Here is a 22013-nt window from a genome sequence, read left to right on the forward strand (position 1 = left end):
GACCGGCGCGTCCCGCGGCCAGCGCCCCGAACCTGGGTCGGACCTGGGTATCCTTGCCCGGTGATGACGACCCGGTTTCAGGGGCCGGGCCGCGCATCGGAACGAGAGGCCACCGTGGCAGCAGCAACGACACCCACCACCGGGACGACCGAGGACGTGCAGACCGGGCCGGTCCGCGTCGCGATCGTCGACGACCACGAGTCCGTGCGGCTCGGCATCCAGGCCGCGTGCCAGAACGAGGGCTTCGAGGTCGTCCTCACGGCAGCGAGCGTCCCGGAGTACATCCGGGAGCTCGGCGACCGCGAGGTCGACGTCGTCGTGCTCGACCTGTCGCTCGGCGACGGCTCGACCGTGACCGAGAACGTCAAGGGGGTGCAGGGGACCGGTTCGGCCGTGCTCGTGCACTCGATCGCCGACCGCGTCGCGAACGTCCGCGAGGCACTGGCAGCCGGAGCCGCCGGTGTGATCCCGAAGTCCTCCGCGACGAAGACCGTCATGGCAGCCGTCGCGACCGTGGCCCGCGGGGACGTGCTCAACAACCTCGAGTGGGCGAGCGCCATCGACGCCGACCGGGACTTCGCGAAGGCGCAGCTCGGTCGACGCGAGCGTGAGATCCTCCACCTCTACGCCTCGGGACTGCCCCTCAAGCTCGCCGCGCAGCAGCTCGGCATCGGCTACTCGACGGCCCGCGAGTACCTCGACCGCATCCGCGTGAAGTACGTCGAGGTCGGCCGACCCGCACCGACCAAGGTCGACCTCCTCCGCCGCGCGGTCGAGGACGGCATCTTGCCCGGCCTCGACTCGGGGATCGACCCCGACGCCGACGGCCGCTGAGTCGATGACGGTCGCGCCCGGGGCGGTACCGGCGTCCGGTGCCGGCGCGGGGCCCGGCGCTGCCTCCGGGGCCGGTGCTGCGTCGCGCGCGACGTCCGGCCCCGGTCCGGCGTCGTCCGGCGGCCCGCTGTCGTCGTCGGCCGGAGCGCCGTTCGGGGCCGACCCGTCGCGGAACGTCCGCGCGACGATCACCCAGGCGTCGGTCGAGCGTGCCTTCACGATCCTCCTCGCGATGGGTGCGGTCGGACTCGGCGCCGTCGACGCACCGCAGGTGCTCGGCCAGCTGCCCTCCCTGCACCCGGTGTGGGGACCACTGACGATCGCCGCGCTCGCCGCGTCCTTCGCGTTCGTCGGGATCGCCGCGTTCCTGCCTCGACTCGCGCAGCCCGCGCAGATCGTCTGCGCGTTGGTCTTCCTCGTCGCCCTCGTCACGTGGCCGCTCACGGTGCAGGAGCCGATCCCGCCGACCCAGCAACCGTGGCCGTGGTGGTTCATCACGATCGGGTCGACCGCGGCCGCCATGGGCTTCGCCCCGTGGCGTGCCACCGTCTACACCGCCCTCGCGCCCGCGGTCTTCGTCGTCATCCGGCTGCTCCCGATCGGTGGCGACGTCGGGGTCACCCGGGCCCTGCTCGACGGCGTCTACACGGCGATCCTCAGCGGTGCCGTGCTCGTCATCGCGGTCGTGCTGCGTCGGGCGGCCACCGCGGTCGACGTCGCGCAGGCCACGGCGGTGCGTCGGTACTCGTCGGCCATCCGGGAGCACGCGACCGAGGTCGAGCGGGTGCAGGTCGACGCGATCGTGCACGACAGCGTGCTCACCACGCTGCTCTCGGCCGCACGGGCGGAGACCGTCGACGCCAAGGCGCTGTCGGCGCGGATGGCGCGGAACGCGATCGACCACCTCGCGGCTGCGGCGGCCGACACCCCCGGCGCTGCCCCTCCGGTGTCACTCGTCGACCTCCGGTCCCGCATCTGCAGCGCCGTGTCCGCCCTCGCCGCGCCGGTGCGGCTCGTCGAGCGACAAGTCGACGCGGTCCCGCTGCCCGCCGTCGTGGCCGACGCCCTCGCCTCGGCCGCGCTGCAGGCCGCGGTGAACTCGGTGCAGCACGCCGGTGGCGCTGGTGTCGACCGCTGGATCGTCGTCGAGCAGCGAGGGTCGGGCGTCCACATCGAGGTCGTGGACGACGGAGCCGGGTTCGACCCCGCCGGGATCCCCGCCGAGCGACTCGGCGTCCGTCGGTCGATCATCGAGCGCGTCGAGGCCGTCGACGGGACCGCCGAGGTCGTCTCCGCCCCGGGCGGCGGAACGACGGTGCGGCTCGCCTGGGTGCCCGGGACGGGGGAGTCCGCGTGAAGGTCTCGCTGCCCACCGGCGTCGCGATCGGCCTCGCCGCCCTCTTCTCGCTCTACCACCTCGTCCTCGCAGCGACGACGCTGCCGCGCGTGCACGACGTCGCGCCGATCGTCGCCTGCATGCTCCTCTACGCGGCCGCCACCGGGGTCGCGCTGTTCGCCCCCGGGCGTTCCCTCCCGGTGTGGGCGGCGTGCTTCTCCCTCGCCACGGCGATGGTCGTGCCGGTCGTCGCCGCGCCGGTCGTCGAGCTCCGCTCGGGCCCGGGGTACTCGACGTGGTGGGTCGCGGCGGTCGGCACGCTCATGGTCGTCCTCGTCGTCCGTGGGCGTGGGCCCTTCGCCTGGGTCGGCGTCGGCTTCCTGACCGTGCACACCGTCGCGTGGGCGGGACTCGGGGCGCTCGGGCAGCTCGGGGTGGCCGCCAGCGTCGGCTGGGTCGCGATCGCGGCCGTGTTCGCGAGCGCCATGAACCGGGCGACCCGGGTGCGCCGGGACTTCACGCGGGCCGAGCAGGAGACCGAGGACTGGCAGGCGGCCCAGGACGCCCACGTGTTCGAGCGGCAGTTCCGCCTCAGCCAGACGACGCGCATGGCGCTCCCGATGCTGCAGCGGATCATCGATGCGCACGGCGAGCTCTCCGAAGCCGAGCGCGACGAGTGCCTGCACCTCGAACAGGCCATCCGCGACGAGATCCGCGGTCGCTCGTTGCTCTCCGACGACGTGCGTGCGGAGGTCATGCGTCTGCGCCGGTCCGGGGCCACCGTGCAGCTGCACGACGACGGCGGGCTCGACGACCTCGAGGCTGACGACATCCGACGGATCCACGCACAGGTCGCGGACGCCCTCCGCCAGGCACGCGGCGCGGACAGCGTCATCGTCCGGACGGTCGCCGAGGGTGCTGACACCGCGGTCACGGTCGTCGGCCTGCGGCTCGACTCCGCCGCGAGTGAGTCTGCGGCGCTCGGAGCCGACCTCGACGACGAGGACGGCGACGAGGACGACTCGGTGGCCCTCTGGATGGAGATCCCGCGGCACGTGGCCGTCTGAGCGGACCGCGTCCGGTCGGCGACGTCGTCGGCGGCTCGCCGGGTCGGCCTGGAGGCCCGTGGCGACGCATCCGGTCGGCGTGCGCCCGTCGCGGATCGCTGCGGTCGCGGGACGATGCCCTGTCGCCACGTGCCGGAGACAGCGAGCGGGCGGGAAGCGAGGAACGGGCCGGAGACGGGGAACGGGCCGGTCGGAATCCGACCGGCCCGTTCACGACCCGAGTCTGAGCGACAACCCGAATATCGCCCTGACTCGCAGCGGGCGGTGGCGTCGTACCCTAGTCGGCCACCGTCCAGCGATGTTCTTCTACGAAGGACACCGAACACAGACAATGATGCCGACCCTGACCATGGATGTCAGTCGTCATTATGGGGGACAAATTCGCCCGATTCGGCCGACTTCCAGGAATCCTGTCCCCCGGACGAGGGGAGACCACTCGGGAAGTGCAGCCTGCAACGGGTTCCACGGCCCCCGTGCCAGGGGTACATGGTCGCCCGCTTCCCCCCGCGAGCACAAGACCTGTCGCGCGGATCGGTCAGCGGAGCGAACGGCCCCAGGCGCCCTGGCCGTGCTCGAGCGGCTGACGCATGCCGCGTGCGGAGGCGTCCCAGCCGGAGCGCGGCGAGACGGTGACCTCGGCACGGCCGGCGGCGGCGACCTCGTCGGCCTGCCGCTGGAGGACGGCGACGACCGCAGCGAGTTCCTCCGGGGTCGGCTCGCCGGACACCACCCGCACGTCGGCGACCGACGCGGGGGCGTCGGTCGGGACAGCGGCTGCGTGCTTGCCGGTCACAGCGGAATGTTCCCGTGCTTCTTGGGCGGCAGCGAGGCACGCTTGCCGCGCAGGGCCCGCAGCGCCTTGATCACCGAGACGCGCGTGGCGTGCGGCTGGATGATCCCGTCGAGCTCGCCCCGCTCGGCCGCGAGGTACGGCGACGCCACGTTGTACGTGTACTCGTTCGCGAGCTTGGTGCGGACGGCGGCGACGTCCTCGCCCGCTTCCTCGGCGCGCTTGATCTCCGAGCGGTACAGGATGTTGACCGCACCCTGGCCGCCCATCACAGCGATCTCGGCCGTCGGCCACGCGAGGTTGATGTCCGCCCCGAGCTGCTTCGAGCCCATGACGATGTAGGCACCGCCGTAGGCCTTGCGTGTGATGACGGTCACGAGCGGCACGGTGGCCTCGGCGTAGGCGTACAGCAGCTTCGCGCCGCGGCGGATGACGCCGGTCCACTCCTGGTCGGTGCCGGGCAGGTAGCCGGGGACGTCGACGAGGGTCAGGATCGGGATCCCGAACGCGTCGCAGAACCGGACGAAGCGCGCGGCCTTCTCACCGGCGTCGATGTTCAGCGTGCCGGCCATCGCCTGCGGCTGGTTCGCGATGATGCCGACCGTGCGCCCCTCGACCCGTCCGAAGCCGACGAGGATGTTCGGCGCGAAGAGCGGCTGGACCTCGAGGAACTCGCCGTCGTCGACGACGTGCTCGATGATCGTCGTCACGTCGTACGGCTGGTTCGTCGAGTCGGGGATGACGACGTCGAGCTCGTGGTCGGCGTCGGTCGTCTCGAGCTCCGGTGCGACGTCGTACGCGGGCGCGTCGGAGAGGTTGTTGTCCGGCAGGAAACCGATGAGGGAGCGTGCGTAGTCGAGCGCGTCGGTCTCGTCCTCGGCCAGGTAGTGCGCGACGCCCGAGACCGCGTTGTGGGTCTGCGCGCCGCCGAGCTCCTCGAAGCCGACGTCCTCGCCCGTGACGGTCTTGATGACGTCCGGGCCGGTGACGAACATGTGGCTGGTCTTGTCGACCATGATCACGAAGTCGGTCAGTGCGGGGGAGTACACGGCACCGCCGGCCGCCGGACCCATCACGATCGAGATCTGCGGGATGACCCCGGACGCCTGGGTGTTCAGGCGGAAGATCTCGCCGTACTTGCCGAGCGCGACCACGCCCTCCTGGATGCGGGCGCCGCCGGAGTCGAGGATGCCGATGATCGGCACGCCGGTCTTCAGCGCGTGCTGCATGACCTTGATGATCTTCTCGCCGGCGACCTCGCCGAGGGAGCCGCCGAAGACCGTGAAGTCCTGCGCGTAGACCGCGACGCTCCGGCCGTGGATCGTGCCGACACCCGTGACGACCGCGTCGCCGTACGGCCGCTTGGCGTCCATGCCGAACGCCGTGGTGCGGTGCCGGACGAACTCGTCGAACTCCACGAAGGAGTTGTCGTCGAGGAGCTGTTCGATGCGCTCCCGGGCGGTGCCCTTGCCCTTCGCGTGCTGCTTCGCGATGGCGGCCTCGCCCGCGGCGGTCACGGCCTCGTGGTACCGGTCGCGGAGGTCGGCGAGCCGGCCGGCGGTCGTCGAGAGATCGGGGGTGTCACCTTGAGTCACCCGCTCACCCTACCGGCGGCCCCCACGCCCACGGTTGGAGGTCGTCCACGGTTCCTGCCCGTAGATTGCGTGCATGTCCACACCCGCGTCGTCGTTCCCGGTCACCCGCTCCCAGGTCGAGGCAGACGGGGCGACCCTCGTGGTCCCGGCGACGACCGGCTCGACGAACGCGGACCTCCTCGCGGCCGCCGCTGACCTGCCGCACGGCAGCGTCGTCGCCACCCTCGACCAGACCGCCGGGCGCGGCCGACTCGACCGCTCCTGGTCGGCCCCTGCCGGACAGACGCTCGCGGCGAGCCTGCTCGTCCGCGCCGACCTCGACGACCGCTCGCGCGGCTGGTTGCCGCTCGTCGCTGGACGAGCGATGCGCGACGCGGTGTCCGCCCGCCTGGGCGGCGGGGCGGGGGCGAGCCGTGCCTCCCGGCCGGTCGTCGAGGTGAAGTGGCCGAACGACGTGCACGTCGACGAGCGCAAGGTGTGCGGCATCCTCTGCCAGGTCGCGTCCGACGGCAGCGTCGTCGTCGGCGCCGGTGTGAACCTCACGATCCCCGCGGACGCGCTGCCGACGCCCACCGCGACCTCGCTCGCGGTGGTGGGTGCCCACGGCTCGGCATCCGAGCTCGCCGACGCGGTGCTCGCGGACTTCCGGGCGGCCGTCCTGGAGGCGGTGGTCGCCCTCTCCACGGGCGGCGCGGCCGCCGAGTCGGTCCGGGCGGACGTCCGTGCCGCGTGCGGCACGATCGGTCGCCGCATCCGCCTGGAGCTGCCCGACGGGACCGTCGAGGAGGCGGACGCCGTCGGCGTCGACGACGACGGCCGCATCACGATCCGGCACCGGGACGGTGCGACCAGGGGCGTCGCGGTCGGCGACGTCACGCACCTGCGCTATGCATGAGGGCATGACCGCCGAGCCGCCCCCGGAACGGGTCGTCGCCCGGCTCCGGCCGCACGCGCGACGGCTCGTCCGTCCAGCGGTCTTCGTCGTGCTGGTGACGGCGGCCGGGGGCTTCGGCTTCGGGGTGTTCCGCGCCCAGCTCGCCTGGCTCAACGTCGTCGTGGCACTCGTCACGCTGCTGCTCGTCGTGCTCGGCGGCCTCGTGCCGCTCGTCCGCTGGATGTCGCAGCGGTACGTGCTCACCACGCGTCGGCTCGTGGTGGTGCACGGCCTCGGCACCAGGACCCGCCGCGAGTTGCTGCACGCGCGCGGGTACGACGTCACGGTGCGCCGTCGCGGCCTGCAGGGGGTGTTCCGCTCCGGGGACGTCCTGGTCTTCCCCGGTGACGACCCGGTCGTGGTGCTCGCGGACGTGCCGCACGCGGACCTCGTCGTCGCGGTGCTGCACGACCTCGTCGAGGCGTACGAGGCGCGGCGGCGGCACCGCGAGCCGGACTGGGACGAGATCGTCGGCGGGGCCGACCGGCCGCCGTGGGGGGACGTCCGCGCCTGACCGGTGCGGACAGCCGTCACGTTCCGCCGTGCCGTACGCACGGCGTTCGGTGTACGGACACGCAGGAACCGGTACCGTCTTCCCGTGCGTATCTCTGTCATCGGCTGCGGTTACCTCGGTGCCGTGCACGCCGCCTCCATGGCCAAGCTCGGGCACGACGTCGTCGCGGTGGACGTCGACCCGGCGAAGATCGAGCGACTCGCGGCGGGCGAGGCCCCCTTCTTCGAGCCCGGACTGCCGGAGATCCTGACGGAGGCGCTCGCCTCCGGCCGCATCCGGTTCACCACGGACATGGCCGAGGTCGCCGGCGCCACCGTGCACTTCCTCGCCGTCGGCACGCCGCAGGGCCCGACCGGTGCCGCGGACCTCACCTACGTCGACGCTGCGGTCGCGTCGCTCACCCCGTACCTCGCCGCCGGGCAGTACGTCGTCGGCAAGTCCACCGTGCCGGTGGGCACCGCGGCACGGCTCGCGGCCGAGGTCGAGCAGGCCGTCCCCGGCGCCACGCTCGTCTGGAACCCGGAGTTCCTGCGCGAGGGCTTCGCCGTGCAAGACACCATCTCGCCCGACCGGCTCGTCTACGGCGTCCCGGCCGGCGAAGCGGGGGAGCGGGCCACCGCCGTCCTCGACGAGGTCTACGCCACGGCGCTCGCCGAGGGGACCCCGCGGCTCGTCGTCGACCTGCCCACCGCGGAACTCGTCAAGGTCAGCGCGAACGCCTTCCTCGCGACGAAGATCTCCTTCATCAACGCGATGGCCGAGATCGCCGAGGTCGTCGGTGCCGACGTCACCGCCCTCGCCGACGCGATCGGCCACGACGCCCGCATCGGCCGCAAGTTCCTCAACGCCGGGCTCGGGTTCGGCGGCGGGTGCCTGCCGAAGGACATCCGCGCGTTCCAGGCCCGCGCCGACGAGCTCGGCGTGCCGGAGTCGCTCGCGTTCCTCGCCGACGTCGACGCCATCAACCTCCGTCGTCGCGACCACGTCGTCACCCTGGCCGAGGAGCTCCTCGGCGGTGACGTCAGCGGCAAGCGCATCGCCGTCCTCGGACTCGCGTTCAAGCCGAACTCCGACGACGTCCGCGACTCCCCGTCGCTCGACATCGCCCACCGCCTGCAGGCGCACGGGGCGCACGTCTCCGCGTACGACCCGGAGGCCGTCGTGACCGCTCGCCGGGTCCGTCCGGAGCTCGACTACGTCGAGTCCGCCGCGGACGCGCTGCGTGGCGCCGAGCTCGTGCTGGTGCTCACCGAGTGGAACGAGTTCCGCGAGCTCGACCCGACCGCGGTCGCCGCGCTCGTCGCCGAACGGGTGGTGATCGACGGCCGCAACTGCCTCGACCGCGACGCCTGGACGGCAGCCGGGTTCACGCACCGCGGCATGGGACGCTGACGGCGCGGCACCCACCACGAACGCCGACGGCCGGTGCGCAGTGCGCACCGGCCGTCGGTGTTGGTGTGGGGAGAGGCGGTCAGCGCACCGCCGCCCGGAGCACCGCCCGGTAGCGCTCCCCGATCCGCTCGGTCGAGAACTCGGCAGCCGACGCCACGGCCCGCGCCTGGTACCGTCCACGCGCCGCGTCGTCCGTGAGTGCCCGCAGGAGCGCCGCGCGGAGGGCGGGCACGTCACCCGGGGGGACCAGGAGACCCGACTCGTCGTCGGTCACGACGTCACGGATGCCGGGGAGGTCGCTCGCGACGATCGCGGAGCCGACGGCCGCGGCCTCGAGGAGCGTCACGGGCAGGCCCTCCTGGTCGCCGTTCGCCGCCGGGATCGACGGCACCGCGACGACCGTCGCGGACGCCAGCGTCTCGAGCACCTCGGCGCGGCCTCGCTGACCCGTGAAGGTCACGGGGAGGCCGGCGGCCTGCCGTTCGAGCTGTGCGCGGTACGGGCCGTCACCGACGACGGTGAGCCGCCACGGGACGTCCTCGCCGAGTCCGCGGAGGGCCTCGACCAGGTTGCCGAATCCCTTCTTCTCGACGAGCCGTCCGACGGCCACCACGTGGTGCTCCTGCGGCGCCGTGCGCGCGCGGGCAGCGCGTGCGGGTCCGAGGTCGACGCCCATCGGGATCACGCTCGAACGGTCCTCGGGCACGCCCCAGGCCGTCAGACGATCGCGCATCTCGGAGTTCACGGTCGTGACGTGGGCGGCGCGGCCGAAGATCCAGCGCTTCAGCCGGACCAGTGGCGCCGCGCGCAGGGCGTAGATGTCCCCGCCGTGGGTCGTCACGACGAGCGGGACCCCGGGGGCGGCGAGCGTGGCGACGAGTCCCTGGGGGATCGCCCAGTGCGCGTGGATGACGTCCGGACGGCCGGAGCGCACCGCGGCGCGGACGGCACGGTACTGCGCGAGCACGAGCGCCGGGACCTGCACCAGCCGCGTCCGCTTCTCCTTGAGGTTGTCGAGGATGGCGCCGTCGGCGAGGTCCTCGAAGGCCTTCGGGAAGTACGGGAACCGGCGGACGTGCACGTCTCCGATCTCCTCGCGCGCGGCGCCGTCGGGCACCCGGGGTGTGAGGACGAGCGTGTCGAACTCGGTCGCCTCCTGGTGCGCGAGGTCGAGCACGAACGCGGGGACCCCGTCGTCCGGCCGGGCCGGGAAGGTCGATCCGAGGACGAGCAGGCGGGGGCGGGTGCTGCGGGACAAGGAGGCCTCTCGGGGTCGTGGCGGGCGGGACCGCTAGGCTCTGGACCCGTGCGCGTACTGATCCACAATAGCGATTCGCCCCACAACCGAGGCGACCGGGCGATCCTCGCGGGCAACGTCGAGCTGGTGCGACGTCGCTGGCCCGACGCGGAGATCGTCTCCCTGTCGCAGTACCCCGAACGCGACGCCCGCTGGTTCGGGATCCGGTTCCTCCCGGTGTCGCCGTACAGCACGGGCATCGGCGACCTGTTCGCACTGCTCCGCGCCGCACGTGGCGCCGACGTCGTCCTGTGGGGCGGCGGCGAGATCCTCAAGGACTACACGAACAAGCTCGGCCTCGTGTACTGGTTCGGCAAGATGCTGCTCGTCCGCGCGGTCAACCGGAACCTCGTCGGGGCGTTCCAGGGCATCGGCCCCACGTCCGCCGGCGTCAGCAAGCGACTCATCCGCGCGACGGTCGACTGCTGCCGGTCCTTCGCGGTGCGCGACGACGAGTCGCGCGAGAAGCTCCTCGCGTGGGGCGTCCGCACCCCCGTCGTCTCCTCGTTCGACCCCGCCGTCGTCGGCACGGTCGCGCAGCCGGACGCCGACGTCCTCGAGCGGCTCGAACGGTCCACCGGGCTCACCGCCGACCGGCTCGAGGGCTCGATCGGCTTCGGCGTCCGCCGCTGGTTCCACTACAAGCGCAGCGGCTGGATCCCGTTCCGCTTCCTGCCGAAGCGCTTCCGCGGCACGGGGGTCGACAGCGACCGGCTCGTCGCGTACCGGCAGGCGCTGGCGGACCTCGCCGACCGTCAGGTCGAGCGCTGGGACGCCGACGTCGTGTTCTACCCGATGCACATGGAGGCGTCCGAGGGCGACGCCGCCTTCGCCCGCGAGGTCATCGCGCTCATGCAGCACGGCGACCGCACGCACGTCGTCGAGGCCGACGTGTTCTCGCCGGCCGAGTACGCCGGTCTGATGTCGCGCAGCCGCCTGTTCCTCGCGAGCCGCCTGCACTCCGCCATCGTCGCGACGATCGCCGGTGTGCCGTCGACGTGCCTCTACTACGTCGACAAGGGCCGTCTGTTCTTCGAGCAGATGGGCCAGCAGGCCTACTCGAAGCCGATCGAGTCGGCCCTCGAACCGACCTTCGTCGCGGACGTCACGGCGCTCCTCGAGGACCTCGACGAGCGCCGCGACGCCGTCTCCCGCCAGCTCGCCGACGGCGTGTCCCGGATGGCGACACGGCTCGACGCCGACTTCGCAGCGGTGACCGCCACCACCCGCTGACCATCGGGTCGCGTCGCGACCGACGGACGTCGCGACGCGACCGACGGACGGCCTGGAGGCGCGATGTCAGCTGGCACCGCGCCTCCAGGCCGTCCACTGCGTGCGTCAGTCGCGTCGGGTCGCCATCTTCTTCAGCCAGTCGCCGGTGCTGCGGTAGACGTCCTGGTCGCCGGGGAGCGGGCCGCTCGACGCCCACTGCCAGAACGACCAGTTGCTCCAGCTCCGGCCGAGCTCACCCGGGCTCGTGAAGTCGTGCACCGGGTAGATCGCGACGAACAGCGGGTTCTTCGAGAACTGGATGCTGTTGTTCGTGCAGCGCTTCCACCAGTCGGTCGTCGTGTAGATCGCCGGGTACCGGCCCGTCTTGGCGTAGACGGTGTTCGAGAAGTCCTTGATCCAGTTGCGCATGCCCTCGAGGCTCTTGCCGTAGCAGGTGCCCTGGGACGCGCTGCCGTACTCGATGTCGAGCAGTGGCGGCAGGGTCTTGCCGTCGGGGCTCCAGCCGCCGCCGTTCTTGAAGAAGAAGTTCGCGGTCGCGGCTCCACTGGCCTGGCTCGGCTGCGCGTACACGTAGCCGCCGCGGATGATGTTCCGCGTCCGTGCGGTCTCGTAGTGCTGCTTGTAGACCGGGCTGACGTAGGAGACCCCCTCGGTGGCCTTGATGTACGCGAACCGCGCGCCCGCGTTGTAGGCGTTCCGGAAGTTCACGTTCGGCTGCCACGCGCTGATGTCGAAGCCCTGGATCTTGCCGGGCGGCGGTCCGCCCGTCGCAGCCGCGCGTGCGCTCGCGGTCGCGTCCGTGGTCGCCGCACCGGGGACCGCCGTCTGCACCGTGCTCCGGCCCTCGTGACGTGCGATCCCGGCACCCATCTGGTGGTTGCCGGTACGGTCCATCTCGGCGACGGACGTCGTGGTCGAGCCAGCGCCGGTCGCGGAGATCGTGGTCGTCGTCGAGCCGGTGCTCGAGGCGGACGGGCTGCTCCTGGCCGGGGTCGCACCCCACGCCTGGCCCGGTCCGAAGACGAGCGCCCCGAGCACGACCACGGCTGCTCCGACGCCGATCGACCTGTTCCTGGTGGCGCGCATGCCGCCCACCCTCCTCGTCGAGTTGGCGCGAGGCCCTGTCCCCCGCGCCGGGTCCGAGCGATGCTACCCGACATGTGCGGCGGATCGGGGGCGACCGAGCTCAGCGGACAGGCGGGGCTCGGGTGCTGGTGGACAGCGGCGACTACGATGTCCTGAGCCCCGACCGCAGGAGACCCGTTTGTCCGAGACCAGCACCACCGAGATCCCCGCCCCCGAGGGGAAGCGTCGGTCCGGCCTGCGCAGGTTCCTCGGCAAGGCGGTGCCGATCGTCTTCTACGTGCTCCTCGTGGTGTTCCTCGTCCTGTACCTGCGGAGCGTCGACTGGGCGCAGCTGGCGGAGGCCGACTGGAACTGGGGCTGGGTCGCGGTCGCCACGGTGATCAGCCTCGGGTTCCGCTACTGGGGTGTGGGCATCTGGTTCTTCCTGCTCCGACGCCTCGGAGCGACCGGCCTCGAGGGCAGCGGCGTCACCCTGACCTACGTGTACGCGAAGTCGTGGATGGGGCGGTACATCCCCGGCGCCGCCACGTGGATCATCGGCAAGGTGTACTTCGCCTCGAAGCACGGCGTCTCGAAGGCGCGGCTCGGGGTGAGCGGTCTGCTCGAGGGTGCGCTGCAGATCGCGGCGACGCTGGCTCTGGCGCTCGTCCTGCTCCTGATCGACCCGCGTACCCACGCACTCGACCCGTGGCTCATCGCGCTCATGATCGCGGCGTTCGTCGGCTGCGTCGTCTGTCTCGTCCCGCAGGTGTTCGTGTGGCTGATCGGACTCGCGCTGCGGGTCCTCCGGCGCCAGCCGCTGAGCGACGACGTCCGACCGAGCCTCGGCACGGTGCTCGGCGGCGCCGGCCTCTACGTCGCCGGGGCGATCCTGTCCGGCAGCGCCTACTACTTCATCACCCTCGCGGTGTACCCCTCGCTCAAGGGCACCGACGCGGCGTTCGTGATCGGTGCGGCGAGCATGGCGTCGGCGATCAGCATGCTCGCGGTCTTCGCCCCCGGTGGTCTCGGCGTCCGCGAGGGGGTCCAGGCCCTCCTGCTGAGCATCGTGATGCCGGTGCCGATCGCGCTCGTGGTCGTCGTCGTCACCCGGGTCTGGAGCCTCGGCGTCGATGCCTTGTTCCTGCTCTGTGCCGCGGTCCCGACGTGGTTCCGTCGCGGCGGCGCGGGGGACGACGCCGCGGTCGTGCACGACGGCGCGCCCGCCGCCTGACGACGTGCATTCGCGGGCGACCGACGCCGCGGGTGCGAGACTCGGGCTGGGCGACGCTCCTCGTGGTGGTGAGCCCGAGGATCGTCGCCCAGCCCGAGTGTCGGGCTCAGCCCGAGTCTCGGGCTCAGGCCGAGTGTCGGGCTCAGCCCGCGTCTCGGGCTCAGGCCGAGCGTCGGGCTCCGGTCGGGGCGTCTGCGAGGGCGCGATGGACCGAGCCTGACCGCAGGACCTGCACGACGGACACGACCATGCCGGCACCGGCGAGCAGCACCACGACCGCGAGCACCGCGGGCGGCACCGGGCCGACCTCCGAGTACCGCAGCAGCCCCCGTCCGGTCACCGGGAACCCGGCGGCGTTCCAGAACCACGACGCGGCGACCGCGAAGCCGTACACACCGACGGCGGGCAGCAGGACCGCGAGGACCGACGCGGCGACGGCGCGGGGCCGTCCGGCCGGGACGAGCCGACGCCACGCGATCGCGCTCAGCACGATGAGGCACACGATCGCGGGGAAGTAGTACCGACCCTGGGTGCCCGCGACCTCCGCCTTCGTGAGGTACGCCCGGATGCTCGTCTGGTTCTGGACGAGGATCAGGAGCAGCGGGAAGACCGACAGGCACACCGCTGTCCGGAGCTGCGGCCCGCGCCGGTAGGCCCATCCGACGACCACGGCGAGCACCACGATCGTGACCACGGCGCTGAACAGGTCGCCGATGGTCACCTGCGCGCCCCGGCCGAAGCTGCCCCAGAACGTCCGGGTGATCGTGCCCCAGCTGACGTCGAGGAAGTGCCCGACCGTGGGGTGCTCGCCCGGTGGGAAGTCCTTCGGCGGACGGATCGCGGCGTAGCCGTTCGGCTGCACCTGTCCGTAGGCGAGCAGGTTGTGCAGCCACCACCAGGCCCCGATGGCGCCGGCGACCGCGAGGACGACCACGGTGCGGAGCACCCGCGCGCCCCATCGCAGCACGCCCGCGCCGGAGGACAGCGCGACGACGGCGACGAAGGGCACGGCGGGGAGTCCCGTGCCCTTGATCCAGACGAGCGCCCCCAGCGCCACGGCGAGTCCGATCGCGGTCCGCCAGCGGAGGTCGCCCGTGAGCAGCCTGGTGGCGAGCAGGACGGTGACCCCGGCGAGGAGCAGGACGGGCGCGTCGTTCGACACCGACGACCCGATGGACGCCAGTTCGGGCGAGGCGAACACCGCGAGGGCACCGACCAGGGCGGCCCCCGGCGACCGGGTGACCCGTCGGACCGCGGCCCACGCGACGAGCGGCAGGGCCGTCACGAACGCCACGTCGGTCAGTCGGAGCGCGAGGAACGCGTGGTCCCACCGCAGGTCGCCGTAGTGCACGACGCGGAGGACCGCGGCGCCGACCGCGTAGGCCGTCGGTGGGTGCTGGGTCATCTGGTTGACCGTGGTCGAGGGGCCCGGGTAGTCCCGCAGCAGCTCGGTGACGCTGGACCACTGGTCGGACGGCAGCGTCGCCTGCTGCACGGCGGCAGCGTTCACCGCACGGTCGACCCGGAGATCGCCAGGCGCCACCCACGGGTCGCCGAGCGCGATGTGCACCGTCGCGTCGATGTGCGCGGTCTCGTCGGGTGCCTGGAACACCGGGACGAGGAGCGCCCACGCCACGAGCCACAGCCCGAACGTCGCGGTGACGACCGCGATCGCGACCCGCTCCCAGCGCGCGACGGCCGGGGGAACGTCGGAGTCGGTCACACCCGAGATGCTATTGCGCGACCTCGGAGGCGACGGGCTCCGCGACCGGCGCGGCGGTCCGCTCGGGGTGGTACACCCACACCTTGTAGAGCCAGAAGCGGAAGATCGTGCCGAGTCCGAGGCCCACGATGTTCGCCACGTTGTCCGCGAAGGCCGAGGTGAACCCCATGGCGTAGTGCGAGACGCCCAGGGTGGCGAGCGCGATGACCATGCCGCCGAGGGACACGACGACGAACTCGATGCCCTCGCGGGTCGCCACGGCACGCCGCTGGTCGCGGAAGGTCCAGTAGCGGTTCCCCATCCAGTTCACGAAGATCGCGACGGTCGTCGAGATGACCTTCGCCCAGAACGGCCCCGAGTGCACGTCGGCGGGGTCCAGCACCGTGAACCGGAGGAGGTTGAACACGGCGGTGTCGACCACGAAGCCCACGGCGCCGACCACCCCGAAGCGGGCGAGCTGGGCGATGAGTCGGCGCACGGGGTCTCCAGGATCCGTAGAGTTGTCACGGGCCACCCAGCGGGTGACCCGGAGGTCGATTGTAGACAGGGCGCTCAGACCGTTCGGTGTGAGCGACGGAAGGAACACACAGCATGGCGTTGCGCGTCGGGGTCGTCGGTGGGGGACAGCTGGCACGGATGATGGTGCCGGCGGCACTGGAACTGGGCATCGACATCCGGGTGCTCGCCGAGGGCCCTGGCATGTCGGCCGGCATCGCCGCGACGGCCGAGGGCGACTACCACGACGTCGACACCGTCCTCACCTTCGCTCGCGAGGTCGACGTCGTCACCTTCGATCACGAGCACGTCCCGCAGGAGGTCCTCCGCGCGCTCGTCGACGCGGGAGTCGCCGTCCGACCCGGGCCGGAGCCCCTCGCCGTGGCCCAGGACAAGATCACGATGCGCAGCCGGCTGTCCGAGCTCGGGCTGCCGGTTCCCGACTGGGCAGCGGTGCACGACCCCGACGAGCTCCGTGCGTTCCTCGACGACCACGGCGGTCGCGCGGTCGTGAAGACGGCCCGCGGCGGCTACGACGGCAAGGGCGTCCGCGTCGTCGCGGACCCGGCCGACGTCGAGGACTGGTTCATCGCCGTCGCGGAGGCCGGCGACGGTCAGGCCCTCCTGGCGGAGGAGCTCGTCCCCTTCACCCGTGAGCTCGCCCAGTCCGTGGCGCGTCGTCCCTCCGGCGAGGTCGTCGCGTGGCCGCTCGTCGAGACCGTGCAGCAGGACGGCGTCTGCGCCGAGGTGTTCGCGCCGGCGTCGGACAGCGCCGGGCGCATCGCCGACCTGACCGAGGAGATCGCGGTGCGCATCGCCGAGGAGCTCGGGGTGACCGGCGTCCTCGCGGTCGAGCTGTTCCAGACGTCCGATGAGCGGATCCTCATCAACGAGCTCGCGATGCGGCCGCACAACACCGGGCACTGGACCATCGACGGTGCGACGACGAGCCAGTTCGAGCAGCACCTCCGTGCCGTGCTCGACCTGCCCCTCGGCGCCACGGGCATGCACGCGCCCGCCGCGGTCATGATCAACGTGCTCGGCGGTCCGGCGGACGGCGACCTCGCCGCCCGGTACCCGGGGGCCCTCGCCGCGTTCCCGGAGGCGAAGTACCACTTCTACGGCAAGGCGCCGCGACCCGGCCGGAAGATCGGGCACGTCACCGTCGTCGGCGACGACGTCGACGACGTCGTGTACCGGGCGCGCGCCGCAGCCGCGCACTTCGACGACTGACGCGCGTCCGGCCGAGCCTGCGAGGGAGGCGTGGCGGGCCCGCCACGTGCCTCCAGTCCGCTGGGGACGTCGGCAGAAAGGCGGACACCCGCTCGGGTGGCACCCGATCTGGCGTGTGTCGTGGCGTGCACAGCACGTGTTGTCATGGACGCTCCGACCGGCCAGGGGGCCGGTCCGAGCAGCCCAGGGAGCCCGCATGCGCAGCCTCGCCGTCCTCGGCGCCGCCGCAGTCCTCACCACCGTCGTCACCACCGTCGGATTCGCCCCGACCGCCGAGGCGGCGACGCCCACCGTGCGGACGGCGGCAGCGACGACCCTCTTCGCCGGTGGGCCCTACCGCTCGGCGACCAGCGAGGCCGCGAAGGCCGCCGACGCCCTCCGCACGACCGACCCGGACGGTGCCGCCGCAGCGAGCACCATCGCGCGGTACCCGGTCGCGATCTGGCTCGGCGACTGGACGCGCGGGACGACCCTGACGACCACCATCGACCGCGCGGTCGCCGCGGCCGAGCAGGCCGGCACGACCCCCGTCTTCGTGACCTACGCGATCCCGGACCGCGACTGCGGCGGGTACTCCGCCGGGGGACTCGACGAGGCCTCGTACGGCGCCTGGATCGACCAGGTCGCCGGACGGCTGCGAGGACACCGTGCCGCGGTCGTGGTCGAACCGGACTCGTTGGCGATGCTCAGCAACGCGGCGTGCGACGCGTCCCTCGACGCCCAGCGCTACCGGATCCTCAAGCGCACCGTCGGGGTGTTCTCGGCGGCCGGCGTGCCGTCCTACCTCGACGGCGGCAACTCGAACTGGGTGCCGGTCGCGACGATGGCCGACCGGCTGCGGCAGGCCGGCGTGACCACCGCCCGTGGGTTCTCCACGAACGTCGCGAACTACTACCCGACGGCGCAGGAGCAGGCGTACGCCGAGAAGCTCTCCGCGGCGACGGACGGCTCGCACTACGTCATCGACACCTCGCGCAACGGGCAGGGCTGGCGCGGCACGTGGTGCAACGGCCCCGGAGCCGGACTCGGCACCGCACCCCGGGTGGTCTCCGGCGGCACCGCGCTCGACGCCCTGCTCTGGGTGAAGACCCCAGGGGCGAGCGACGGCACCTGCAACGGTGGCCCGGCGGCGGGGAAGTGGTACCCGTCCTTCGCGCGGACGCTCGTGTCGAAGGCGCAGCTCGGGTCGCCCGCGGTCCAGCCGGCCCGGGCGTACCGGTCCGACCCGTACGTGGCGCTCGAGCGCGCCGTGCCGGCCGCCGGCGGCGTCGCCGTGACCGGCTGGGCGTTCGACGGTGACGCGCCCGACACCGCGCTCGGTGTCGCCTTGACGCTCGACGGTCGCTCCGTGCGGACCGTCACGGCCGACGCCCGTCGTGCGGACGTCGCGGCGCAGTGGAGCGTCGGTGGCGCGCACGGCTTCACCGGGGTGGTGCCGACCACGCCCGGGAAGCACACCGTGTGCGCGGTCGCCCGCAACACCGGCAGCGGGAAGGACCAGCGATCGGACCCGTGCCGCACGGTCAGCGTCGCGGCGGTGGCGCCGACCGGCCGCGTCGACGCGCTCTCGTCGCCGAGCCACCGCCGCGTGTCCGTGCGGGGCTGGGCGTTCGACCGGGACGACACCGGGCGCGCGGTCCGGCTCCGGGTGACCGCCGACGGCCGGCAGGTCGGGACGTTCACGGCGGGCGGCCGCCGAGCGGACGTCGACCGGGTGCACGGCGTCGGACCGTCGCACGGGGTGTCCGGCACGGCGGTCGTCGCGTCGGGGAAGCGGAAGGTCTGCGTCGTGGTGGTCGGCATCGGGTCCGGCGGGGACCGGTCGCTCGGCTGCCGAACCCTGACCGTGCGCTAGACGGCGCTGCCGCTGCCGCTGCTGCTGCTGCTGCTGCTGCCGCTCGCCGCGTGCCCGTGCTCCGCGCCGGCCCGTTTCCGGGATCATGGACGCATGCCGCGTGATCTCGTCCGTCGTGCCGCCCGCCGACTCCGCCGCGCACTGACCGCCGGTGGGACCGCGCCGGCCGACCCCACGCCGCCGCCCGTCGTCGGCTACGTCGTCGCGGGTGCGGACGGTGCGCACCCGGCCTCGGCGCACGTGCGCGTGGTCCGCCGCACCGAGCACCTCGCGGCATCCGGCACGGCCACGGTCCGGCAGGTCGACGCCGGTGCGTTCGTGGACGGGGCGGCCGACACGGACGTGGACGTCGTGCTCGTCCAGCGGGACGTCCTGCCGCGGGCCTCCGTCGCACCGTTCCTCGACGCCGCACGCGGTCGGGGCGTCCGGGTCGTCGCCGAGGTCGACGACGACTTCTTCACCGACTCCGGCCGGCAGCGGCTCGCCCGCGCCGAGTACGACCCGGACCGGCTCGCGTCGATCGACGCGCTCGTGCGCGGCGCCGACGTCGTCGTGGTGAGCACGGAGGAGCTCGCCGAGGTCGTCCGTCCCCTCGCCCGGGACACCGTGGTCGTCCGGAACGCGCTCGACCCGTCGCTCTGGACGCCGGGGGAGCCGGCAGCGACCGACGACCTCCCCGCCGACGAGCACCGGGTGCTCTACATGGGCACGCTGACGCACGCGGCCGACCTCGAGCTCCTGCGGGACGTGTTCACCGACCTCGTCGCCTCCGACGGCCTGCCGATCCGCCTCGAGGTCATCGGCGTCGCGGAGGGCGACGCGGACTGGTACCGACGGGTCGAGGTGCCCGACGGCCACTACCCGGCGTTCGCCCGTTGGTTGGTCGACCACCGGCAGCGCTGGCGCGCCGGCGTCGCACCACTGCGTGACGAGGTCTTCAACCGCGCGAAGAGCGACCTCAAGGCCGTCGAGTACGTGGCGCTCGGGTTGCCCGCCGTCGTGTCCGACCGGCCCTCCTACGCCGAGGCCGCGGCGCACGGCGTGGTGGCCGTCCCCGACGACCCGGCCGCCTGGCGGACGGCCGTCGTGGCCGCCGTCGACCGTGGGTCAGCCGACCCCGGGGCTGCCGCGTGGGTCGCACACGAGCGGATGATCGGTGCCGACGGCGACGCCTGGGGTCGGGTGCTGCTCGGCTAGGCTCGACGCGTGACCGACACCGCAGCACCTGCCCAGCCGCTCGTCTCGATCATCATGGGGTCGGACTCCGACTGGCCGACCATGCGTGCCGCCGCCGACATGCTCACCGAGCTCGGCATCGCGTTCGAGGCCGACGTGGTCTCGGCCCACCGCACGCCGGACAAGATGACCCGGTTCGCCCGGGGTGCCGCCGCACGTGGCATCCGGGTCGTCATCGCGGGTGCCGGTGGCGCTGCGCACCTGCCCGGCATGGTGGCGTCGATGACGACCCTGCCCGTGATCGGTGTCCCGGTGCAGCTCGCGCGGCTCGACGGCCTCGACTCGCTGCTGTCGATCGTGCAGATGCCGGCGGGCATCCCGGTGGCCACGATGGCGATCAACGGGGCGGCGAACGCCGGACTCCTCGCGGCGCGGATCATCGGCAGCGCGGACGCGGACGTCGCTGCACGCCTCGCCGACCACGCGGACGGGCTGGAGCGGCTCGTCGAGGAGAAGGCGGCCCGGCTGCGCGACTCGCTCTGACGGCGCGCCAGCACGTACGGCTCGCGCCGCTCAGCCCCGCTCGAAGGACCGCAGCAGGAAGCCGCCGTCGCGCCGGTCGGTGGCCACGCGCCAGCCGTCCGCCACGAGCTGCTGCTGCATGCGTTCCGGCGCGTCGTCCGTCGGCTGCCCCACGAACCAGACGCGGTCGACGCCCGTCAGGTCGGGGAGCGGATCGGCCGCGCTCCGACGCTGCGCCCAGAGCTGCCCGAGGTCGACCGCACTGCGCTCCAGGGTCAGGTCCCGCATCCCGGCGAAGGCCTCCGGGTAGGCCGCGGCGACGAACTCCGTCGTGCGGTTGACGTGGAGGGGCAGCGGGCCGTAGTAGATCGCGTCACGGGTGCCCCGGGGCTCCGCGGCGCGCTGCTCGGTCAGGTACGCCGCTGCCTGCGCCCAGGTCGAGGAGTCCTTCGCCGTCGGGAGCCGCTGGAGGTGCCACTGCGGCTGCGCGAGCACGACGATCGCTGCGAGCCCGAGCGCCGAGACGACCCGCCACGGCACGAGCGTCAGGCCGAGTGCGATCGCCAGTGCGACGAACGGTGTCTCGAAGGTGAAGTACCGCGCGTTGTACAGCGGGTGGGTCAGCTGCGACGCGACGATGACCACGATGGGCGGGAGCACGATGACCGGCAGCGTGACCTCGACCGCCGGGGCCCGGAGCCGGAGCCGCGGCACGACGACCGTGCCGACGGCACCGAACACGATGAGCGCCCAACCGACCCACGCGAGCAGCTTGGCCGACATGAAGAACTGCACCGTGAACACGAGCGTGCGCAGCAGCGGCCCCCAACGGAGCTCCGGGAGGGAGAAGAGCTGCGCACCCGTCTCGCCGGAGGCCAGCCGGACGAAGGGCAGGAGGAGCAGCGCCGCCGTGGCCGTCGGCACGAGCCACCAGAGCGCCGCCCGCACGTGTGACCGACGACCGCCCGGACCGCCCCGCCGGAGCATCCAGAGCAGGAGGGTCACGGCGTGCGCCCACACGATGAGGACCACGTAGACGAACAGCAGACCGCTGAGGACCACCAGGACGCCGTACAGCACCCACCAGGCCCACGGACGTCCGCTCCGCTCGGTGGTGCGGCGGACGGCGATGACGAGGACGAGCGTGAGCACGACGGAGACGACCGCGGTGGCTGCGTACGACCGGCCCTCGGTCCCGGCCCAGGTCACACGGGGCAGCACGGCGAAGACCAGACCGGCGGTGATGCCCGTCCACCGCCCGGCCAGGCGGTCGCCGAGGACCACGGTGAACGCCGCCGCGACGCCGATCGCCAGGGCGCTCGGGAGGCGCAGGGTGAACGGCGAGTACGGCACGACCGTGAACCAGAGGTGCAGCCCGGCGTAGTACAGGCCGTGCACCGCGTCGATGTGGTGCACCATGTGCCAGAGTTCGGGGAGGGACCGTCGCGCAGCGCTCATCGTGGCGGCCTCGTCGGCCCAGGCCGAGGGGGTCCACGAACCGATCGCCGACACCAGCGCCGCGAGCACCCCGACGACGACGCTCACGAGCCAGAGCGGTACCCGTCGGGAGGCCGGTCGCGCGGCGCCCGCGGCGGCGTCCCCGGGCGCGTTCGCGGTGGGGGCGTCGATTTCCTGATCGGCTGGTGGCATCGTGTCCCCGTCGCTGCGCGAGTTCGGTCTGGACGAACGCTAGCAAGCGTGGGCGACCGGGAACTGGA

The 22013-nt window shown here is 72.9% G+C and carries 19 protein-coding genes; 12 read left to right on the top strand and 7 right to left on the bottom strand.

Annotated features, from left to right (window positions below):
* Positions 1-63: 63 nt before the first annotated feature.
* From ACIPYW_RS11105 to ACIPYW_RS11115, 3 genes are read left to right on the top strand one after another with little or no spacing between them, the layout of a single operon-like run.
* Positions 64-834, top strand: a complete 771-nt coding sequence (locus ACIPYW_RS11105; RefSeq protein ID WP_400413356.1) for a response regulator — start codon at positions 64-66, stop codon at positions 832-834.
* Positions 835-838: 4 nt separating this feature from the next.
* A complete protein-coding gene (locus tag ACIPYW_RS11110) occupies positions 839-2191 on the top strand; it encodes a sensor histidine kinase (RefSeq protein ID WP_400413358.1) in 1353 nt (450 codons plus the stop codon).
* Positions 2188-3237 (top strand): hypothetical protein, encoded by a 1050-nt coding sequence (locus ACIPYW_RS11115; RefSeq protein WP_400413360.1) that lies wholly within the window; start codon positions 2188-2190, stop codon positions 3235-3237. The genes ACIPYW_RS11110 and ACIPYW_RS11115 overlap by 4 nt, the downstream gene beginning before the upstream one ends.
* A 535-nt stretch (positions 3238-3772) precedes the next feature.
* On the opposite strand, the gene ACIPYW_RS11120 is transcribed toward ACIPYW_RS11115, so the two are convergent.
* Together ACIPYW_RS11120 and ACIPYW_RS11125 are read right to left on the bottom strand one after the other, a co-directional pair.
* Complete coding sequence (locus ACIPYW_RS11120) at positions 3773-4030, bottom strand: acyl-CoA carboxylase subunit epsilon (RefSeq protein WP_400413363.1); 258 nt, start codon at positions 4028-4030, stop codon at positions 3773-3775.
* Complete coding sequence (locus ACIPYW_RS11125; RefSeq protein ID WP_290131323.1) at positions 4027-5622, bottom strand: acyl-CoA carboxylase subunit beta; 1596 nt, start codon at positions 5620-5622, stop codon at positions 4027-4029. The genes ACIPYW_RS11120 and ACIPYW_RS11125 overlap by 4 nt, the downstream gene beginning before the upstream one ends.
* A gap of 73 nt (positions 5623-5695) precedes the next feature.
* Here ACIPYW_RS11125 and ACIPYW_RS11130 point away from each other — a divergent pair, with 73 nt between their 5' ends.
* The 3 genes from ACIPYW_RS11130 to ACIPYW_RS11140 all read left to right on the top strand — a co-directional run bounded on the left by ACIPYW_RS11130 (position 5696) and on the right by ACIPYW_RS11140 (position 8462).
* On the top strand, positions 5696-6517 hold the full coding sequence (locus tag ACIPYW_RS11130) for a biotin--[acetyl-CoA-carboxylase] ligase (RefSeq protein ID WP_400413366.1): 822 nt from the start codon (positions 5696-5698) through the stop codon (positions 6515-6517).
* A 4-nt stretch (positions 6518-6521) separates the two neighbouring features.
* Entirely contained in the window at positions 6522-7070 is a 549-nt protein-coding gene (locus ACIPYW_RS11135) for a PH domain-containing protein (protein WP_400413369.1), read from the top strand.
* Positions 7071-7154: 84 nt separating this feature from the next.
* Positions 7155-8462, top strand: a complete 1308-nt coding sequence (locus ACIPYW_RS11140) for a UDP-glucose dehydrogenase family protein (RefSeq protein WP_400413372.1) — start codon at positions 7155-7157, stop codon at positions 8460-8462.
* A gap of 79 nt (positions 8463-8541) precedes the next feature.
* On the opposite strand, the gene ACIPYW_RS11145 is transcribed toward ACIPYW_RS11140, so the two are convergent.
* Complete coding sequence (locus ACIPYW_RS11145; protein ID WP_400413375.1) at positions 8542-9720, bottom strand: glycosyltransferase; 1179 nt, start codon at positions 9718-9720, stop codon at positions 8542-8544.
* Positions 9721-9768: 48 nt separating this feature from the next.
* On the opposite strand from ACIPYW_RS11145, the gene ACIPYW_RS11150 reads away from it, so the two are divergent.
* Positions 9769-10992 carry a polysaccharide pyruvyl transferase family protein gene (locus ACIPYW_RS11150; protein ID WP_400413378.1) on the top strand — a complete coding sequence of 408 codons (1224 nt, stop codon included), beginning with the start codon at positions 9769-9771 and terminating at the stop codon, positions 10990-10992.
* Positions 10993-11097: 105 nt separating this feature from the next.
* Here the strand turns inward: ACIPYW_RS11150 and ACIPYW_RS11155 are convergent, their stop codons facing one another.
* Complete coding sequence (locus ACIPYW_RS11155; RefSeq protein ID WP_400413381.1) at positions 11098-12078, bottom strand: GH25 family lysozyme; 981 nt, start codon at positions 12076-12078, stop codon at positions 11098-11100.
* Positions 12079-12256: 178 nt separating this feature from the next.
* On the opposite strand from ACIPYW_RS11155, the gene ACIPYW_RS11160 reads away from it, so the two are divergent.
* Positions 12257-13291, top strand: coding sequence for a lysylphosphatidylglycerol synthase domain-containing protein (locus ACIPYW_RS11160; protein ID WP_400413384.1), 1035 nt, complete (start codon positions 12257-12259; stop codon positions 13289-13291).
* A 160-nt stretch (positions 13292-13451) separates the two neighbouring features.
* On the opposite strand, the gene ACIPYW_RS11165 is transcribed toward ACIPYW_RS11160, so the two are convergent.
* Together ACIPYW_RS11165 and ACIPYW_RS11170 are read right to left on the bottom strand one after the other, a co-directional pair.
* Positions 13452-15014 (bottom strand): ArnT family glycosyltransferase, encoded by a 1563-nt coding sequence (locus ACIPYW_RS11165; RefSeq protein WP_400413388.1) that lies wholly within the window; start codon positions 15012-15014, stop codon positions 13452-13454.
* Between the two features lie 10 nt (positions 15015-15024).
* On the bottom strand, positions 15025-15492 hold the full coding sequence (locus ACIPYW_RS11170) for a GtrA family protein (RefSeq protein WP_400413391.1): 468 nt from the start codon (positions 15490-15492) through the stop codon (positions 15025-15027).
* A 113-nt stretch (positions 15493-15605) separates the two neighbouring features.
* Here ACIPYW_RS11170 and ACIPYW_RS11175 point away from each other — a divergent pair, with 113 nt between their 5' ends.
* The 4 genes from ACIPYW_RS11175 (at position 15606) to purE (ending at position 20316) form a co-directional block, all read left to right on the top strand.
* Complete coding sequence (locus tag ACIPYW_RS11175; protein WP_400413394.1) at positions 15606-16742, top strand: 5-(carboxyamino)imidazole ribonucleotide synthase; 1137 nt, start codon at positions 15606-15608, stop codon at positions 16740-16742.
* Between the two features lie 196 nt (positions 16743-16938).
* Positions 16939-18597: a glycoside hydrolase family 6 protein gene (locus ACIPYW_RS11180; RefSeq protein WP_400413397.1), complete on the top strand. Its 1659-nt coding sequence runs from the start codon at positions 16939-16941 to the stop codon at positions 18595-18597.
* A gap of 93 nt (positions 18598-18690) precedes the next feature.
* Positions 18691-19794: a glycosyltransferase gene (locus ACIPYW_RS11185; protein WP_400413400.1), complete on the top strand. Its 1104-nt coding sequence runs from the start codon at positions 18691-18693 to the stop codon at positions 19792-19794.
* 54 nt (positions 19795-19848) lie between these two features.
* The gene (purE, locus tag ACIPYW_RS11190; RefSeq protein ID WP_400413612.1) at positions 19849-20316 is read left to right on the top strand and encodes a 5-(carboxyamino)imidazole ribonucleotide mutase; all 468 of its coding nucleotides are present in this window, start codon (positions 19849-19851) and stop codon (positions 20314-20316) included.
* A gap of 30 nt (positions 20317-20346) precedes the next feature.
* On the opposite strand, the gene ACIPYW_RS11195 is transcribed toward purE, so the two are convergent.
* A complete protein-coding gene (locus ACIPYW_RS11195; protein ID WP_400413402.1) occupies positions 20347-21945 on the bottom strand; it encodes a hypothetical protein in 1599 nt (532 codons plus the stop codon).
* Positions 21946-22013: the final 68 nt, after the last annotated feature.

The organism is Curtobacterium sp. NPDC089689 (assembly GCF_044749145.1).
Taxonomy (GTDB): domain Bacteria; phylum Actinomycetota; class Actinomycetes; order Actinomycetales; family Microbacteriaceae; genus Curtobacterium.

What these genes read in the sequence shown, in the direction of transcription:
- ACIPYW_RS11105 (WP_400413356.1), top strand. Translation starts at nt 64, where the DNA reads ATGACGACCCGGTTTCAGGGGCCGGGCCGCGCATCGGAACGAGAGGCC.
- ACIPYW_RS11110 (WP_400413358.1), top strand. Translation starts at nt 839, where the DNA reads ATGACGGTCGCGCCCGGGGCGGTACCGGCGTCCGGTGCCGGCGCGGGG.
- ACIPYW_RS11130 (WP_400413366.1), top strand. Translation starts at nt 5,696, where the DNA reads ATGTCCACACCCGCGTCGTCGTTCCCGGTCACCCGCTCCCAGGTCGAG.
- ACIPYW_RS11135 (WP_400413369.1), top strand. Translation starts at nt 6,522, where the DNA reads ATGACCGCCGAGCCGCCCCCGGAACGGGTCGTCGCCCGGCTCCGGCCG.
- ACIPYW_RS11155 (WP_400413381.1), bottom strand. Translation starts at nt 12,078, where the DNA reads ATGCGCGCCACCAGGAACAGGTCGATCGGCGTCGGAGCAGCCGTGGTC.
- ACIPYW_RS11175 (WP_400413394.1), top strand. Translation starts at nt 15,606, where the DNA reads ATGGCGTTGCGCGTCGGGGTCGTCGGTGGGGGACAGCTGGCACGGATG.
- ACIPYW_RS11180 (WP_400413397.1), top strand. Translation starts at nt 16,939, where the DNA reads ATGCGCAGCCTCGCCGTCCTCGGCGCCGCCGCAGTCCTCACCACCGTC.
- ACIPYW_RS11185 (WP_400413400.1), top strand. Translation starts at nt 18,691, where the DNA reads ATGCCGCGTGATCTCGTCCGTCGTGCCGCCCGCCGACTCCGCCGCGCA.
- purE (WP_400413612.1), top strand. Translation starts at nt 19,849, where the DNA reads ATGGGGTCGGACTCCGACTGGCCGACCATGCGTGCCGCCGCCGACATG.
- ACIPYW_RS11195 (WP_400413402.1), bottom strand. Translation starts at nt 21,945, where the DNA reads ATGCCACCAGCCGATCAGGAAATCGACGCCCCCACCGCGAACGCGCCC.